The organism is Mesorhizobium sp. B2-6-2 (assembly GCF_006440615.1).
GTDB lineage: Bacteria > Pseudomonadota > Alphaproteobacteria > Rhizobiales > Rhizobiaceae > Mesorhizobium.
In genome coordinates, this window is record NZ_VFUG01000003.1 from 485,545 (window position 1) to 501,229 (window position 15,685).

Annotated in this window: 15 protein-coding genes; 6 read left to right on the plus strand and 9 right to left on the minus strand. The window is 63.3% G+C overall.

Features of this window, described 5'->3' with window-relative positions; genetic code table 11:
* Window positions 1-470: 470 nt before the first annotated feature.
* From rpmG to FJ419_RS10445, 9 genes are all read right to left on the minus strand, one after another.
* Entirely contained in the window at window positions 471-638 is a 168-nt protein-coding gene (gene rpmG, locus FJ419_RS10405) for a 50S ribosomal protein L33 (protein WP_006201775.1), read from the minus strand.
* Between the two features lie 173 nt (window positions 639-811).
* Window positions 812-1,174, minus strand: a complete 363-nt coding sequence (locus FJ419_RS10410; protein WP_140690840.1) for an SgcJ/EcaC family oxidoreductase — start codon at window positions 1,172-1,174, stop codon at window positions 812-814.
* Between the two features lie 32 nt (window positions 1,175-1,206).
* The gene (locus FJ419_RS10415) at window positions 1,207-1,692 is read right to left on the minus strand and encodes a hypothetical protein (protein WP_140690844.1); all 486 of its coding nucleotides are present in this window, start codon (window positions 1,690-1,692) and stop codon (window positions 1,207-1,209) included.
* A 92-nt stretch (window positions 1,693-1,784) separates the two neighbouring features.
* The gene (locus tag FJ419_RS10420; RefSeq protein WP_140690848.1) at window positions 1,785-2,960 is read right to left on the minus strand and encodes an MFS transporter; all 1,176 of its coding nucleotides are present in this window, start codon (window positions 2,958-2,960) and stop codon (window positions 1,785-1,787) included.
* A gap of 20 nt (window positions 2,961-2,980) precedes the next feature.
* On the minus strand, window positions 2,981-3,721 hold the full coding sequence (locus FJ419_RS10425) for an NUDIX domain-containing protein (RefSeq protein WP_140542217.1): 741 nt from the start codon (window positions 3,719-3,721) through the stop codon (window positions 2,981-2,983).
* Window positions 3,722-3,812: 91 nt separating this feature from the next.
* Entirely contained in the window at window positions 3,813-4,256 is a 444-nt protein-coding gene (locus FJ419_RS10430) for a DUF983 domain-containing protein (protein ID WP_140690851.1), read from the minus strand.
* Entirely contained in the window at window positions 4,256-6,565 is a 2,310-nt protein-coding gene (gene rnr, locus FJ419_RS10435) for a ribonuclease R (RefSeq protein WP_140690854.1), read from the minus strand. The genes FJ419_RS10430 and rnr overlap by 1 nt, the downstream gene beginning before the upstream one ends.
* 6 nt (window positions 6,566-6,571) lie before the next feature.
* On the minus strand, window positions 6,572-9,139 hold the full coding sequence (gene topA / locus FJ419_RS10440; protein WP_140690869.1) for a type I DNA topoisomerase: 2,568 nt from the start codon (window positions 9,137-9,139) through the stop codon (window positions 6,572-6,574).
* A 278-nt stretch (window positions 9,140-9,417) separates the two neighbouring features.
* A complete protein-coding gene (locus FJ419_RS10445) occupies window positions 9,418-9,795 on the minus strand; it encodes a hypothetical protein (protein ID WP_140690882.1) in 378 nt (125 codons plus the stop codon).
* Window positions 9,796-9,960: 165 nt separating this feature from the next.
* On the opposite strand from FJ419_RS10445, the gene FJ419_RS10450 reads away from it, so the two are divergent.
* The 6 genes from FJ419_RS10450 (at window position 9,961) to FJ419_RS10475 (ending at window position 15,633) form a co-directional block, all read left to right on the plus strand.
* Complete coding sequence (locus FJ419_RS10450) at window positions 9,961-10,707, plus strand: cytochrome c biogenesis CcdA family protein (protein WP_095765112.1); 747 nt, start codon at window positions 9,961-9,963, stop codon at window positions 10,705-10,707.
* Window positions 10,708-10,784: 77 nt separating this feature from the next.
* Window positions 10,785-11,222, plus strand: a complete 438-nt coding sequence (locus FJ419_RS10455; RefSeq protein ID WP_140690896.1) for a nuclear transport factor 2 family protein — start codon at window positions 10,785-10,787, stop codon at window positions 11,220-11,222.
* A 145-nt stretch (window positions 11,223-11,367) separates the two neighbouring features.
* A complete protein-coding gene (glmU, locus tag FJ419_RS10460; protein ID WP_140690912.1) occupies window positions 11,368-12,738 on the plus strand; it encodes a bifunctional UDP-N-acetylglucosamine diphosphorylase/glucosamine-1-phosphate N-acetyltransferase GlmU in 1,371 nt (456 codons plus the stop codon).
* Between the two features lie 356 nt (window positions 12,739-13,094).
* Window positions 13,095-14,918 (plus strand): glutamine--fructose-6-phosphate transaminase (isomerizing), encoded by a 1,824-nt coding sequence (glmS, locus tag FJ419_RS10465; RefSeq protein ID WP_140690927.1) that lies wholly within the window; start codon window positions 13,095-13,097, stop codon window positions 14,916-14,918.
* A 97-nt stretch (window positions 14,919-15,015) separates the two neighbouring features.
* Entirely contained in the window at window positions 15,016-15,297 is a 282-nt protein-coding gene (locus FJ419_RS10470) for a type II toxin-antitoxin system RelE/ParE family toxin (RefSeq protein ID WP_140542225.1), read from the plus strand.
* A gap of 36 nt (window positions 15,298-15,333) precedes the next feature.
* Entirely contained in the window at window positions 15,334-15,633 is a 300-nt protein-coding gene (locus tag FJ419_RS10475; protein WP_140690941.1) for a HigA family addiction module antitoxin, read from the plus strand.
* Window positions 15,634-15,685 lie beyond the last annotated feature (52 nt).

Below are 15,685 nucleotides of genomic sequence, written 5' to 3' on the forward strand. Positions count from 1 at the left end.
TCCCGCACGCGCCTGTCTTTATCCCGAAACCGGTTTCCACTTTCGGAGACATGCTCCGGCAAAAAGGCGACGATTCCCGGCCGTCCCAACAGGGTTACGAATTTACCTTAACCCAAGCGATTCGTGAGCGGTGGTTAAGAAATGGTTGATTTTTATAAGGTCTTGCGCAAATCTGCGACGCATAGACAGAAGACGAGGCCGGCGCGAGGGTAGAGTAGCCGGCTCGATCCAAAAATACCCCATGATGCTCAGGTCCGCCGCATCTCCTGGGTCCGTGGGGTCGGCCGGCCGGCGCTGGCACATAGTGGCCTCCTCGTACCGCTGCCAACCGCCGACCGGCCCCCTTTTCTCAAAAACCGACATCGGGACCCCGTGCTTGATCGTGGCACGGCTCCTTTGTCGTCCGGGCGTGCCTAAAACAAAAACGCCGCCCCTCTGGGCGGCGTTTTTGGTTTCTCAGGATAACCAGATTACTTGATCTTGGTTTCCTTGAACTCGACGTGCTTCTTGGCGACCGGATCGTACTTGCGGAACGAGAGCTTGTCCGTCTTGGTACGGCTGTTCTTGCTGGTGACGTAGAAGAACCCGGTGTCGGCGGTCGACAGAAGCTTGATCTTGATGTTTGCGGCTTTGGCCATGATTTTCGTCCGTTAATGTTCGTGGAGTTTTGGCCGCTGAAGCACGGGGAAAACACCCGGACGCGGGAAACTTGGCGCGACACATAAAGAACGCGCCTGGAAAGTCAAGCCCGAGCGCCCTCCGAGCCCGCGAGCGTCCGAGGATCGTTCCGGATACGACGATGAGTCACGGCTCATGGAAGGATGGATGGCTGGTCGATCACCCAGAGCCATGTGCCGTCGCCTTGCCTGCGGGCGATTTCCGCGGTCACCGTGCCATCGGGAAGGCGCGTGGAGGTGAGAGCCAAATCTCCGTTGATCATAGCCGCACGCTGATCTCCAAGTTCAAACTTTGGCCCCGCCACCACCAACTTGGCGTAGAACGCGCGGATGGCGTCCCTGCCGCGCGCCAACTGCCCGCTGCCGATATCGAGGATGGCATCGGGCGCGTAGAGAGCGGCCATTCCTTCAGCGTCTCCCGCCTGCTGGCGCGCAACCAAAAGCCGCGCCAGGTCCTGAGGATCGCGTGCGGGCATGCGGGTTGCGTCGTCCTTCATCGGCGATTTCCAAGCGCTGCAAGGCTCCGGCTTTACTCCGCCGCGACCGATTCCGGGCGTGTCGCCTTGCCGAGTCGATCCTCTCCCGCCTTTTTCCAGTCGCCCGTGGTGTTCCACCAGCGGTTGGGATTGGCACGGTCGTCAAGGCCCTTGGAACGGCTGGCGAGCAGCGGCTGGATGCGGATGACGGGCTCCTGATAGGAATGGGCCTGGAATATCGCCTCGGCGACACGGGCGGCGAGCACCTGGTCGTCGGCGATCTCGAACGACACTTCGACGGTGCCGGGCCGTCGGCGCAGTTCGGTCTCAGCGCCGGCCGCGGCGCCTTCGAGCGGCCGGTAATGCTCGATGCCTTGCGCCGATTGATAGGCGTTGGCGTCATACGTGCCCATACGCAGCGGCGTGATCGCCACCACTGCCTCCATGATGCGCTCGACATCGGCGGCCGGCGCCTGGAACGTGACGAGCAGAAGCAGTTCCATCCTGAGGGACCTGGTTTCAAAGCCGCTGTCGACCATCGCAATTCTCCTACCTCGCGTCGGAGGCAGGTTATAGCAGGGGTGCTGCTGACACGGTGATGTCAGGATGCCCGACGCTTCAGCGGCATTGCCTAGAGAATCTTGCGCACTAGCCTGACCAGGATCAGAGCCATGTAGGCGGCGAAGAAGAAGGCCAGCGACCAGCCAAAGCCGGATGGGCCGAAGGCATCCATGCCGATGCCGATCGCCTGCGGACCCAGCACCATGCCGACGCCATAGCAAAGCACGAAGGCAGCGTTGGCGGATGCCAGTTCATGGCCGGACAGCTGCGAGCCGAGATGGGCAAGGCCGATCGTGTACATGGCGGCGACGACGCCGCCCCAGACGAACAGGAGGGCCGCCATCAGATGCCAGCTCTGTGCGAAGAACGGCATGAAGACCGTGCCGATGAGGCCGACCGTGGCGCAGGCCAGCAGCAGGTAGCGGCGGTCGGAAACGCGGTCGCTGATCATGCCGATCGGGATCTGCAGCAGCACATTGCCGAGTCCGATCATTGTCAGGAGCAGCGCGGCGTCGGCTTCCGAATAGCCGATGCGATTGCCGTAGACGGGGAAGAGCGAGAAACCGCCGGTCTCGACGGCGCCGAAAACAAGCACGGCGAAGGTCGCGGTCGGCACCAGCCAGATATAGCGCAGGAAGTGGCTGGTCTCGCTGTCGGCGACGATGGTAGGGCTCTCGTTGCGGGCGGCCAGCACCGGAATGGCAGCAAGCGTCACCAGCGCTATGGTGACGCCGAACGGCAGGAAGCCCGTGCTGCCTAGATGGGCGAACAGCCATGGTCCGGCGGCGAAGCCGAGCGACAGCACGGTGGCGTAGATGCCAAGCACAAGGCCGCGCCGGTTCGGCGGGGCGGAGGTGCTGATCCAGAATTCCGACAGGATGAACAAGACCGTCAGGGAGATATGCAGGGCGACGCGGAGCGGAAACCACATCCAGAAATCCGGCGCGAAATGGAAGCCGACGAAGGCGAGCGCGCCGATCGCAATCATCAACAGCATGGTCCAGGCGACGCCCAGCCGCATGGCAAGCGGCGTTGCAAGCGGCGCGCCGGCAATCGAGGCGAGACCGGCGACAGCGGTGTTGAGACCGATCATCGAAGCGGAATGGCCGCGGCTTTCCAGAATGACGCTGAGCAGCGGCATGCCTAAGCCTATGGCGATGCCGACGACGCTGATCGAAGAGATCGCCGCGACCATCGGCAGCCAGTGTACGCGTTCGTCGCCCTGTTGTTGGGTATCGACCGTCATGAGATCAAAATGCTCTGCTTCTAAAGGACTTCGCGGACGAAGCGGTTGCGGACGAGCCGGAAGAACGGCACGGCGCCCCCCGGCCGCAGCAATGGATCTTCGGCAAGCCGACTTTCCAGTTCTTCCAGGATCATGCCGGTGATGTCGGGGATGTCGGCCTTGCGGGCATCGGCAAGCGGCAGCCAGACGAGTTCTTCGAGTTCGTTCGTTGGACCGCCGCCGGGCAATTCCACGGCAACGTCGTGGCGCCAGGCGCTGAAAAAACGCGTGTCGAAACGGCGCACGCGATTGGGCGGAGTGATGGCGCGGGCGACGAAGCGGAGCACGTCCAGCGAGGGGACCACGCCATGTTCGGCGAAACCCTGCCAGTCGCGCTTTGCGGTCGAGAAGGCGCCCTTGCGGCCGATCAGCAGGCCGGCTTCCTCATAGGTCTCGCGAATCGCCGACAGGGCGATTGCGCGGGCCCGCGCCGCGCTCGCGCCGCCGGGGCCAGCGGCCAGCTTGCCTTCTTCTTCACCACGCAGAGGGGCAGCGACGGGAACGCGGCTGTCGGCGGGATCGGTGCGGCCGCCGGGGAAGACGAATTTTCCGGGCATGAAGGCGTGCCCGGCATGGCGCCGGCCCATCAGCACCAGAACGTCCTTGCCCCGTCGATCGAGCAGAATGAGGGTCGCGGCGTCACGCGGACGCAACGCCCGGCCGCTGCGTACGGCCAGGCCCTTATCGAGCTTGTCGACATCCGCCTTGGTCATTCCTTCCATGCGCTCGACCTAGCGGAAACTTCCTTGATGCGAAAGTGGCTTGCGCGTCGCGGCCTTTGCACCAGGGCCGACCGCGGTGCGGCCTGGCTTATCAATGGCTCTCGAATTCGTCCTTCTCGTCGCCGAAGCCGTGCATATAAAGCGCCCATTGCAGGCCGATGACAGCGCCCTTGACCGGCTGCAGCAGCGCAACGGCCAGAATGATGGTTAGCGGCACCCAGATCAGCGCGTGCTGCAAGGTCGACAGTGTGGTGGTCGCCTCAACCGCCATGAAGGAGCCGACCACGATGTGACCGACGATGACGATGACCAGATAGGCAGGCAGGTCGTCGGCGCGATGGTGGTGCAGCTCCTCGCCACAGACCTCGCACTTGTCCACGGGCTTCACGAAAGCGCGGAACAGCTTTCCCTTGCCGCAATGCGGGCAGCGGCCGAGTATCCCGCGCTTGATCGCCGTCCACAGCGGACGCGCGACGCGGCCCGAATGATGCTCGCCGCCGAAAACCTGTTCTTGCACTTGGACGTTACCTGGCATTATCGTCTCCTGCCGCGCGGACCGACGCGCGATTGCGACGCGCGGGCGCGGCCCTTGGCCTTGTGGAACGACCGCCTCGAGCCGGGCAGGGGCTTCGGGTCGGTCAGCATCTCGAAACGCATCGCACCGGCCATTGGCGCGACCTCGACCAGCCGGACTTCGACGCGATCGGCAAGCTGATAGCCCTTGCCGGTGCGTTCCCCGAACAGCGATCGGGCGGTTTCGTCGTAGATATAGTAGTCGCCGCCCAGAGTTGACACCGGAATAAAGCCGTCGGCGCCATACTGCGGCAATTGGACAAAGAGTCCCGCTTTGGTGACGCCGGAGATGCGCGCGTCGAACGTGTCATTGACGCGCTCGGCGAGATAAGCGGCTATCAGCCGGTCGACCGTATCGCGCTCGGCCGCCATGGCGCGTCGCTCGGTTGCCGAGATCAGCGCGGCGACCTCTTCCAGCCGGTCCGCCTCCTGCTGCGCCAGGCCGCCGGGCCCGAGGCCAAGCGCCGCGATCAGTCCACGGTGCACGATCAGATCGGCGTAGCGGCGGATCGGCGAGGTGAAATGGGCGTAGCGCCTGAGGTTGAGGCCGAAATGGCCGATGTTCTTGGGCGAGTACTCCGCCTGGCTCTGCGAGCGCAGCACCACTTCGTTGACCAGCGCCTCGTTGTCGGCGCCGCGCACCCGCTCCAGAATGCCGTTGAACTGGCTCGGCCGCATCTGCGCGCCGCGCGCCAACGACAGGCTGAGCGTCGCCAGGAACTCGCGCAGCGATTCCTGCTTGGCGAGCGACGGCGCGTCATGGATGCGGTAGACGAGCGGCTCTTTTTTGCCCTCCAATGTCTCGGCGGCCGCGACATTGGCCTGGATCATGAATTCCTCAATGAGCTTATGCGCGTCGAGGCGCTCCGGCACGACGACGCGGTCGACCGTGCCGTCGGGTTTCAGCAGGATCTTGCGCTCGGGCAGGTCGAGCTCAAGCGGCTGGCGGGACTGGCGGCCGCGCCTGAGCACGGCGTAGGCGTCCCACAGCGGCTTCAAAGCGCTGTCGAGGATCGGCCGTGTCTTGTCGTCGGGCGCGCCGCCGTCGATCGCGGCCTGCGCCTGCGGGTAGGCGAGCTTGGCGGCCGACTTCATCATGACGCGGTGGAAGGAATGCCTGAGCTTGCGGCCTTCCGAGGAGAAGGTCATGCGCACGGCGATTGCCGGCCTGTCTTCGCCCTCGCGCAGCGAGCACAGATCGTTGGAGATGCGTTCAGGAAGCATGGGCACGACGCGGTCTGGAAAATAGACCGAATTGCCGCGCTTCAAGGCTTCGCGGTCGAGCGGAGTGCCGTAGCGAACATAGGTTGCGACATCGGCGATCGCCACGGTGATGACAACGCCGCCGGGATTCTTCTCGTCCGTGTCGGGCGTGGCGAAGACCGCGTCGTCATGGTCCTTGGCATCGGCCGGATCGATGGTCACCAGCGGCAGACTGCGCCAGTCCTCGCGGTGATCGAGCGTCGCCGGCTTCACCGCTTCGGCCTCGGCAATCACGTCCGCAGGAAAGACATGGGGAATGTCGTGGGCGTGAATGGCGATCATCGAGACCGCCTTCTCGCTGCTCAGCGAGCCCAGCACCGCCAGCACCTTTGCCCGGGGCAGTCCGTAACGGGATGCCCGCGCCGGCTCCACCTCCACCAGATCGCCATTCCTGGCGCCGTTCTGGAATTCCTTGTCGACGATCAGTTCCGGCTGGCGCCGTTCGACAGGCTCGATGCGGAACGTTCCATCCTTCAGCACGCGGAAGACGCCGAGCACGGCGTCGCTGCGCTTCTCGAAGATCTTCATCACCCGCCCGGTATAGGCAGGGCCTGACGGATCGTCGGTCGGGAAAGTCTTGGCAAGCACGCGGTCGCCAATGCCGGGGACCGGGCCGCCGGCGGCGCGCGAGATGCGGATGGCGATGACGGGGGGCGAGCCGGCGCCGGTGTATTCGCTCGGATTCGCCAGAAGCACGCCGTCATCGTCGCGGCCAAAAATGTCGAGCACCGCGACATGAGGCACGGCGCCCGCGCGGGTGAGGCGCTTGCGCTCCTTGTTGAGGAGGCCTTCCTCCTGAAGGTCGCGCAACAGGTCTTTCAGCCAGATGCGGTCCTCGCCGCGCAGCGCGAAGGCCTTGGCGATCTCGCGCTTTCCGGAGCGATCGGGATTTTCGGCGATATAGCGCAGGACCTCGTCACGCGACGGACGATAGTCGTCCTTGACCTTGGCCCTGGTGTCGGCATTGCGCGGATCGCCGTGGCTTCTTCCGGAGATCCTGCGCGCCACGTCCTGCTATCCCTTCTTTGCCGCCCTGCGGAAGGGCTTCTTGCCGCCTCCGCCCTTGGCTTCCTTCTCGGCAATCAGGGCTAGCGCGTCTTCCATCGTCACCGATTGCGGATCCTTGCCCTTGGGCAGGGTCGCATTGACCTTGCCGTAGTTGACGTACGGACCATATTTGCCGTCGCGCACGACGATCTTGCCGCCGCCATCGGGATGGTCGCCCAATTCCTTGAGCGCCGCCGGCGTGGCGCCGTTGCGGCCACCCTTGCCCTTCTGCTGCTTCTCGGCGATCACCGACACGGCGCGGTTCAGGCCGATCGAGAACACGTCCTCGATGCTTTCCAGATTGGCATAGGTGCCATCATGCAGCACGAACGGGCCGTAGCGTCCGAGGCCGGCCGAGATCATCTTGCCGGTTTCCGGGTGCTTGCCGACGTCGCGCGGCAGCCCCAGCAGCGCCAGCGCCTTCTCGTGGTCGATCGAGTCGGGCGTCCAGCCCTTGGGCAGGCTCGAGCGCTTGGCCTCCTTGCCTTCGCCGCGCTGGATGTACGGGCCGAAACGGCCGCTGCGCAGCGTAATTTCCTCGGCGGTGTAAGGATCCTTGCCGAGCAGCTTGACGCCGTCCTCGCCATTGCCGTTCTCGCCATTGGGATTGGCGGCGTCGCCGAGCTGGCGGGTGTAGGAGCATTCGGGATAGTTCGAGCAACCGACGAAGGCGCCGAACTTGCCGAGCTTCAGCGACAGATTGCCGGTGCCGCATTTCGGGCAGATGCGCGGATTGGAGCCGTCCTCGCGCTCCGGGAAGACCAGCGGCGCGAGTTCTTCGTTGAGCGCATCGAGCACGTCCGTGACGCGCAGTTCCTTGATGTCGTCGACGGCGCCGGAGAAATCCTTCCAGAAGTCGCGCAGGACGTCCTTCCAGGCGAGCTTGCCATCGGAAATCTCGTCTAGCTTCTCCTCGAGCGAAGCGGTGAAGTCATATTCGACGTAACGTTCGAAGAAGCTTTCGAGGAAGGCCGACAGCAGCCGGCCCTTTGCCTGCGGCACCAGCCGGCGTCTGTCGATGGTGACGTAGTCGCGGTCCTCGAGCGTCTTCAGGATCGCGGTGTAGGTCGATGGCCGGCCGATGCCGAGCTCTTCCAGCTTCTTGATCAGCGACGCCTCGGAATAACGCGGCGGCGGCTCGGTGGTGTGCTGGGTGGCGTTGATTGCCTGGCGGGCGAGCTGCTCGCCGGAGCGGATCTCGGGCAGGCGGCGGCTTTCCTCGTCCTCGGCGTCCTCGTCCTTCTGGTCGGTATAGGCGGCGATGAAGCCATCGAAGCGGATAACCGAACCGACGGCGCGAAGCTCGGCAGCGCGAGCGCCGTTGACCGCCTCGATCTCGACCGTGGTGCGTTCGATCTCGGCCGGCTGCATCTGGCTGGCGATGGCACGCTTCCAAATCAGCTCGTAGAGGCGCGCCTGGTCGGCGTCGAGATACTGCCTGACCGATTGAGGCGTGCGCCCGAAATCGGTCGGGCGGATCGCCTCATGCGCTTCCTGGGCGTTCTTCGCCTTGGTGGTGTAGAAACGCGGCTTCTCCGGCAGGTATTTCGCGCCGAACTCGCTGACTATGGCGCTGCGGGCAGCCTCGATCGCCTCCGGCGCCATTTGCACGCCGTCGGTACGCATATAGGTGATGAGGCCGGCGGTCTCGCCGCCGATGTCCATGCCTTCATAGAGCTTTTGCGCGACCTGCATGGTGCGCGTGGCCGAGAAACCGAGGCCTGACGAGGCGGCCTGCTGCAGCGTCGAGGTGGTGAAGGGCGGGCCGGGATTGCGCTTGGTGGGCTTGGCCTCGACCGACAATGCCTTGAAGGTCGCGCCTTCGAGCATCGCCTTGATGTCGTCGGCCTGCGCCTTGTTGGCGATGTCGAGTTTTTGCAGCTTCTTGCCGGCAAAGGCGGTCAGCCGCGCCTCGAAACTGTCGTTGCGCGGGGTGCCGAGGATGGCTGCGATCTGCCAGTATTCCTCGCGGATGAAGCGCTCGATCTCGGATTCGCGGTCGCAGACCAGGCGCAACGCCACCGACTGCACGCGGCCGGCGGAGCGGGCGCCCGGCAGCTTGCGCCACAACACCGGCGACAGCGTGAAGCCGACGAGATAATCGAGCGCGCGGCGGGCCAGATAGGCGTCGACAAGCGGCGCGTCGATCTGGCGCGGATTGGCCATGGCATCCAGCACCGAGGCCTTGGTGATGGCGTTGAAGACGACGCGGCTGACCGGCTTGTCCTTCAGCGCGCGCTTCTGCTTCAGGACTTCGAGCACGTGCCAGGAAATCGCCTCGCCCTCGCGATCCGGGTCGGTGGCGAGGATCAGCCCATCGGCATCCTTGACCGCCTTGGCGATGTCGGCGAGGCGCTTGCCCGATGCGGTGTCGACCGACCAGGACATGGCGAAGTCCTCGTCAGGGCGCACCGAGCCATCCTTGGCCGGCAGATCGCGGACATGGCCGAACGAGGCCAGAACCTTATAGTTCTTGCCGAGATATTTGTTGATTGTCTTCGCCTTGGCCGGCGATTCGACGACGACGACGTCCATGAGGTCTCTTAATCAGCTGTGAGGTGGCGGAAGAACTCCGCGACGCGCGACGAAATCCCACTCTTTTCGTCGCTCACATGGCCGTGCTTTTGCGATCGGTCAAGGGGAAGCGGCCAATTTGGGAAGCGGCCGCTGGCAATACACTCTTAGAGTGTATGGCAAAGATCACATTTTTGGGGATGGAGGCATGCACGCCTCGAACCGGGCGGACGACCGGTAAAAGACGACCGGCTGCCGGATCAAGGGAACCGGCAGCCGGGGCATTCAACAGCGTTGCCTCAGTCGGCCTTGACCATGTGCCAGGCGCCGGCGACGCCTTCGCCGGTCATGTCGCCGGCCTTCTCGTCCTTGACGAAGGTATAGACCGGCTTGCCGTCATAGGCCCACATCTTGCTGCCGTCGGTGCGGTCAACGATCGTCCATTCATCGTCGGCCTTGGCCCCGGCCTCGGCCTTCAGCGGCGGCCAGTTGGCGGCGCATTTGTCGTAGCAATTGGATTTGCCCTTCTCGTCCTTGTCGAAGATATAGAGCGTCATGCCCTTGGCGTCGGTATAGATCTTGGTGCCGCCCACTTCGGCTTCCTTCCAGGCTTCGGCGGCCTGGGATGCGGCGGTGCCCAGCAGTAGCGCGGCAAACCCGAGTGCGATTGCTTTCACGGTAGTCTCCCTGAAACAAGCGCGCGGCAGTCGCGCGCTTGTTCGGTCAACGCGTCGGGATGCCTGTTTCTTCCTGCGGCGAAGCGGCGACGTCCCACACAATGGTGATTGGCAGGGGCGTGCCCGCATCGCTATATCGACGCCAGCACAATCGGGACTCATTGGATGGCATTGGACATCGGCTATGTCAGCGCGGTCGGGGCAGGGGCGATCTCGTTCCTGTCGCCTTGCGTGCTGCCGCTGGTGCCGCCCTATCTCTGCTACATGGCGGGCGTTTCGGTCGACGATTTCCGCGGCAATCAGAGCGTGACGGCAAAGGAAGGCGCGCGCGGCGCGCTGCTTTACGCTTCCGTGGCCTTCGTGCTCGGCTTTTCCACCGTCTTCGTGGCGCTTGGGGCCGGCGCCTCGACCATCGGCCGCCTGCTGCGCGTCTGGCAGGAACCGCTGGCGATGGCGGCGGGCGTGCTGATCATCATCATGGGCCTCAACTTCCTCGGTATCCTGCGCATTCCGCTTTTGTCGCGCGAGGCGCGCTTCCAGTCGCAGGGCAAGCCGGCCAGCATGATCGCGGCCTATGTCATGGGGCTGGCCTTCGCCTTCGGCTGGACGCCTTGCATCGGCCCGGTGCTGGGGCCGATCCTGACTTTGGCCGGTGGGCGCGAGACCGTTGGCGAAGGCGCGCTGCTGCTTGCCGCCTATTCGCTGGGCCTCGGCATCCCGTTCCTGATCGCTGCGCTGTTTTCCGGCGCCTTCATGCGCTTCCTCGGCAAATTCCGCGTCCATCTCGGCCGCGTCGAGAAGGCGATCGGCGCGCTGCTGGTCGTCGCCGGCGTGTTTTTCCTCACTGGCGGCGTGCAGAGCGCGTCCTACTGGCTCTTGGAGAATTTCCCGGTTCTGGGAAGGCTGGGATAGGCGCCACCGCCGACCCGGAACGATGGCTGAGAGCCGGTGTTACAAGCTTGTACGCAAGCAGTTGCAACGAGGCGGAAATGATAGCCGAGGCGGATGTGCAGACGTTCTTCAAGGCCTATGAGAAGGTCTACAACGATGCGATCGCCGATAGCGTCGATATGGACGATGTTGGCGCACTGTATTCGACCGGCTTCGTCTCGGTGACGCCGGCCGGTGTCATGGCCGGCGAGAACGGCCAGCAGCTGAAAGACACCATGAAGAAGGGTTTTGAGGCCTATCGCGCGCTGGGCAGCAAGAGGATGACCTGCAACGATGTCTCGGTGATCCCAATCGACCAGGACCATTGCGTGGCCAAGGTGCAATGGTCGGGCGACTATGAGCGCAAGGACAAAAGTTCGGTCACCATCGATTTCGAAGTCGACTATCTCGTCGAACGGCGCGATGGCAGCTTAAAGGTGTTCGGCTGGATTTCGGGCGATGAACAGGCGGAGTTCAAGAAACACGGGCTAATATAAGGACAATGTGGTTTCGATTCTCGTAGACCCGCTGATTAAGAATCAGCTGCTCCACCATCTCACCGGAATTTAACCGCATTGGTGCAGCATGGCCTGCGCTGCTAGCATGCATTGATTCAAACCTTTTTCATACGGTCGCCCATCCATGAGCCAGAGAACCTGCCTGTCCGTCATCCTCGCCGCCGGCGAAGGCACGCGCATGAAAAGCGCGACGCCCAAGGTGCTGCATGCCATTGCCGGCCTGCCGATGGTTGCGCACGTCGTGAAAGCCGCTGAGGCTGCCGGCGCGACCGGCGTGGCGCTGGTGATCGGCCACGGCGCAGATGAGATGCGCAAGGCGGTGCAGAAATTCGCGCCAAAGGCGGAGACTTTCGTGCAGGAGAAGCGGCTTGGCACCGGGCATGCGGTTCTTGCCGCGCGCGAAGCGATATCAAAGGGTTATGACGATATTCTCGTGATGTTCGGCGACACGCCGCTAATCGATGCGCAGGCGCTGTCCGCCGCGCGGCAGAAGCTGGCGGAGGGTGCCGCCGTCGCGGTGATCGGCTTCCGTCCGCCAAGCCCAATCGGCTACGGCCGGTTGATCGAAAAGGACGGTCATCTCATCGCCATCCGCGAGGAGAAGGACTGCTCGGAGGAAGAGAAAAAGATCGGCTTCTGCAATGCCGGCATGATGGCGGTTGCGGCCAAGCATGCGCTGCGGCTGCTCGACAAGGTCGGCAACAAGAACGCGAAGGGCGAATTTTACCTCACCGACATCGTCGAGATCGCCGGCGCGGAAGGGCTCGACGTGGTGGCGACGGAAGCGAGTTTCGAAAGCGCGCTCGGCATCAACAACCGGGCCGAGCTCGCCGAGGCGGAAGCCATCTGGCAGGGGCGCCGGCGGCGCGAGGCGATGCTGTCTGGGGTCACGCTGATCGCGCCCGAAACCGTCTATTTCTCGCACGATACCGAGATCGGCACCGACACGATCGTCGAGCCGAATGTCTGGTTCGGGCCGGGCGTCAAGATCGCATCGGGTGCCAAGATCCATGCTTTCAGCCATATCGAGGGCGCCACAATCGGGTCGAATTGCGAGGTCGGGCCGTTCGCGCGGCTGCGGCCCGGCGCCGATCTTCGAAACAAGGCAAAAGTCGGCAATTTCTGCGAGGTCAAGCAGGCGACGATCGAGGAGGGCGCCAAGGTCAACCACCTGACCTATATCGGCGACGCACGCGTGGGTGCCGCGGCCAATATCGGCGCCGGCGCCATCACCTGCAATTATGACGGCTACTCGAAATTCTTCACCGACATCGGCGAGGGGGCCTTTGTCGGTTCGAATTCCTCGCTTGTGGCGCCGGTCTCGATCGGCAAGGGCGGCTATATCGCTTCCGGCAGCGTGATCACCGAGAGCGTGCCCGACGACGCGCTGGCCTTCGGCCGCGCCCGCCAGAAGACGATTCCCGGCAAGGGCAAGGAGTTGCGCGAGCGCTTCGCCTCGGCCGCCGCGGCGAAGAAGAAGGCTGCGGCGGAATAGCGAGCAGGGACTGAGGATCAGGAAGAACGGCGGCAGCGCGGGCCGCGTCTCAAAGCCGGCTTGCGCGATGCAGCGTGGATCGTCATTTGGAGGATGACGCACCGCCGCGGCAAATGATATTCGCCACCGCAGCAGCATCTGGCAGCGGAGACGAACGGCAATGTGCGTGCACGCATCGGCGCTGAAGCGGCTGAAAAACCGAGCAATTGCGGTAACTGGATCGCAATGGCCCTCTGCAATGATGTTCCTTGAACAGGGTTCCGGTTGACACGGAACGAAACGCAAAGTGACTTTTACGGCAGACCGGCAATCCATAGATAGCGCGGGTTTTCTGCTGGGAATCGGGGGCAAGCGCCATGTGCGGTATCGTTGGAATCGTTGGCCGAAGCCAAGTCGCGCCGCTCATCGTCGATGCGCTGAAGCGGCTTGAATATCGCGGCTACGACTCGGCCGGCGTCGCCACCATCGAAAGGGGCGAGCTCGGCCGCCGCCGCGCCGAGGGCAAGCTGGTCAATCTCGAACGCCGGCTGAAGGACGAGCCGCTCGACGGCACGATCGGCATCGGCCACACCCGCTGGGCAACGCATGGCGTGCCCAACGAGACCAATGCGCATCCGCATTTTTCCGAAGGCGTCGCCATCGTCCACAACGGCATCATCGAGAATTTCGCCGAGCTGCGCAACGAACTCACCCGCGACGGTTATTCTTTCTCGTCGCAGACCGACACCGAAGTCGTCGCGCATCTGGTGGCGCGCGAGCTCGCCAAGGGGCTGAAGCCGGTGGAAGCCGCGCATGCGGCGCTGAAGCGGCTTTCCGGCGCCTTTGCCCTGGCAATCATGTTCAAGGGCGACGAGGACCTGATCGTCGGCGCCCGCAACGGACCGCCTTTGGCCGTCGGCCATGGCGAGGGCGAGATGTTTTTGGGGTCTGACGCCATCGCGCTGGCGCCTTTCACCAATGCGGTCACATATCTGGAAGACGGCGACTGGGCGGTCGTGCGTCGCGAAAGTGTGACCATCTACGACATCGACGGCAGACAAGTCGACCGCAAGCGCCAGCAGTCGCTGTCGACCAGCTTCATGGTCGACAAGGGAAACCGCCGCCATTTCATGGAAAAGGAAATCCATGAGCAGCCGGAGGTGATCTCGCACACGCTGGCGCATTACGTGGATTTCGCATCGGGGGTATCGAAGCCGCTCGACCTGCCGTTCGATTTCGCCAAGATCGGCCGCCTGGCGCTTTCGGCCTGCGGCACCGCCTATCTCGCCGGGCTGATCAGCAAATACTGGTTCGAGCGCTATGCGCGACTGCCGATCGACATCGATGTCGCCTCCGAGTTCCGCTATCGCGAGATGCCGCTTTCGGCCGATGACGCGGCGTTCTTCATCTCGCAGTCGGGCGAGACCGCCGACACGCTTGCTTCGCTGCGCTATTGCCGCAAGGCCGGCATGAAAATCGGCGCTGTCGTCAATGTGCGGGAATCGACCATGGCGCGCGAATCAGACGTCGTGCTGCCGACGCTTGCCGGGCCGGAGATCGGCGTCGCCTCGACCAAGGCTTTCACCTGCCAGCTATCCGTCTTGGCTGCGCTCGCGGTCCGCGCGGGCGTGGCGCGCGGCACGATCTCGCCCGATCAGGAAAAGCAGCTGGTGCGCGAGCTTTCCGAGGCACCGCGCTACGCCACCCAGGTGCTGAAGCTCGATGAGCAGATCGAGCGCATCTCGCGCGAGCTCTCGCGCTACAAGGACGTGCTCTATCTCGGCCGCGACACCAATTTCCCGCTGGCCATGGAAGGCGCGCTGAAACTCAAGGAGATCTCCTATATCCACGCCGAAGGCTATGCCGGCGGCGAGCTGAAGCACGGTCCGATCGCGCTGATCGACGAGAACATGCCGGTGATCGTGATTGCGCCGCATGACCGCATCTTCGAAAAGACCGTGTCGAACATGCAGGAAGTGGCGGCGCGCGGCGGCAAGATCATCCTGATCACCGACAAAAAGGGCTCCGCGCAGGCCGGCATCAAGACGATGGAGACGATCATCCTGCCCGAGGTGCCGGAGATCATCTCGCCGATCATCTACGCGCTGCCGATCCAGATGCTGGCCTATTTCACCGCCGTCTTCATGGGCACCGACGTCGACCAGCCGCGCAATCTGGCGAAATCGGTGACGGTGGAGTAACGCCACATCCCACACGAGCGATCTGTACCAATCCATGATACATAGTCTTGCGGCTAAATGTGTATCAGAGTATGATACGGCGCGTGGGGATTGGCTGTTGATTGTTTCATTCAAAGGCAAGACGGTCGAAGAGGTAGCGGCTGGCAGGGCACCTAAGGGATTTCCGCCGGATCTGGTCGCCCGTGCTGAAAGGCGGCTCCGGGCGATTGATAATGCCGTCCAACTGAATGACCTTCGGTCGCCACCTGGAAACCACCTGGAGGCTCTGAAGCGGGATCGTGTCGGGCAACATTCCATACGCATCAACGACCAATGGCGCATCTGTTTCAGATGGACAGCCGCCGGAGCCGAAGATGTGGAAATTGTCGACTACCATTGAACGGCACTCGCCCTAACCCTTTGAGGATACGGAGTTATGCTCAAGTTTGCACGTCCCATTCATCCGGGAGAATTCCTGCGCGAGGAGTATCTGGTGCCGCTCGGCATGAGTGCCGGCGTGCTTGCAAAGAAGCTTAATCTTCCGCGCACCCGGATCGAGCGCATCGTCAAGGAGGAAGTCGGTCTTACTCCGGATACGGCGCTTCGCCTCGCCAGGTTCTTCAACACCACGCCCGAGTTCTGGATGAACTTCCAGAAGGCCTACGAGTTGGAGATCGAAACGAGCAAAATAGCGTCGGAACTCGAGAAGATCGTGCCGCTGGATACAGCAGCCTGACGATCGCTCTTTAAAAACTTCGCAGTTCCAAACCGGCTCGCGGTTCACTAAT

Bases quoted from the DNA above. Each gene is read 5' to 3' on its own strand.
- FJ419_RS10475 (WP_140690941.1), top strand. From the start codon at position 15,334: ATGCTCAAGTTTGCACGTCCCATTCATCCGGGAGAATTCCTGCGCGAG.
- FJ419_RS10410 (WP_140690840.1), bottom strand. From the start codon at position 1,174: ATGAAGGACGACGCAACCCGCATGCCCGCACGCGATCCTCAGGACCTG.
- FJ419_RS10425 (WP_140542217.1), bottom strand. From the start codon at position 3,721: ATGGAAGGAATGACCAAGGCGGATGTCGACAAGCTCGATAAGGGCCTG.
- FJ419_RS10430 (WP_140690851.1), bottom strand. From the start codon at position 4,256: ATGCCAGGTAACGTCCAAGTGCAAGAACAGGTTTTCGGCGGCGAGCAT.
- FJ419_RS10455 (WP_140690896.1), top strand. From the start codon at position 10,785: ATGATAGCCGAGGCGGATGTGCAGACGTTCTTCAAGGCCTATGAGAAG.
- FJ419_RS10420 (WP_140690848.1), bottom strand. From the start codon at position 2,960: ATGACGGTCGATACCCAACAACAGGGCGACGAACGCGTACACTGGCTG.
- rpmG (WP_006201775.1), bottom strand. From the start codon at position 638: ATGGCCAAAGCCGCAAACATCAAGATCAAGCTTCTGTCGACCGCCGAC.
- topA (WP_140690869.1), bottom strand. From the start codon at position 9,139: ATGGACGTCGTCGTCGTCGAATCGCCGGCCAAGGCGAAGACAATCAAC.
- FJ419_RS10450 (WP_095765112.1), top strand. From the start codon at position 9,961: ATGGCATTGGACATCGGCTATGTCAGCGCGGTCGGGGCAGGGGCGATC.
- glmU (WP_140690912.1), top strand. From the start codon at position 11,368: ATGAGCCAGAGAACCTGCCTGTCCGTCATCCTCGCCGCCGGCGAAGGC.
- FJ419_RS10415 (WP_140690844.1), bottom strand. From the start codon at position 1,692: ATGGTCGACAGCGGCTTTGAAACCAGGTCCCTCAGGATGGAACTGCTT.
- glmS (WP_140690927.1), top strand. From the start codon at position 13,095: ATGTGCGGTATCGTTGGAATCGTTGGCCGAAGCCAAGTCGCGCCGCTC.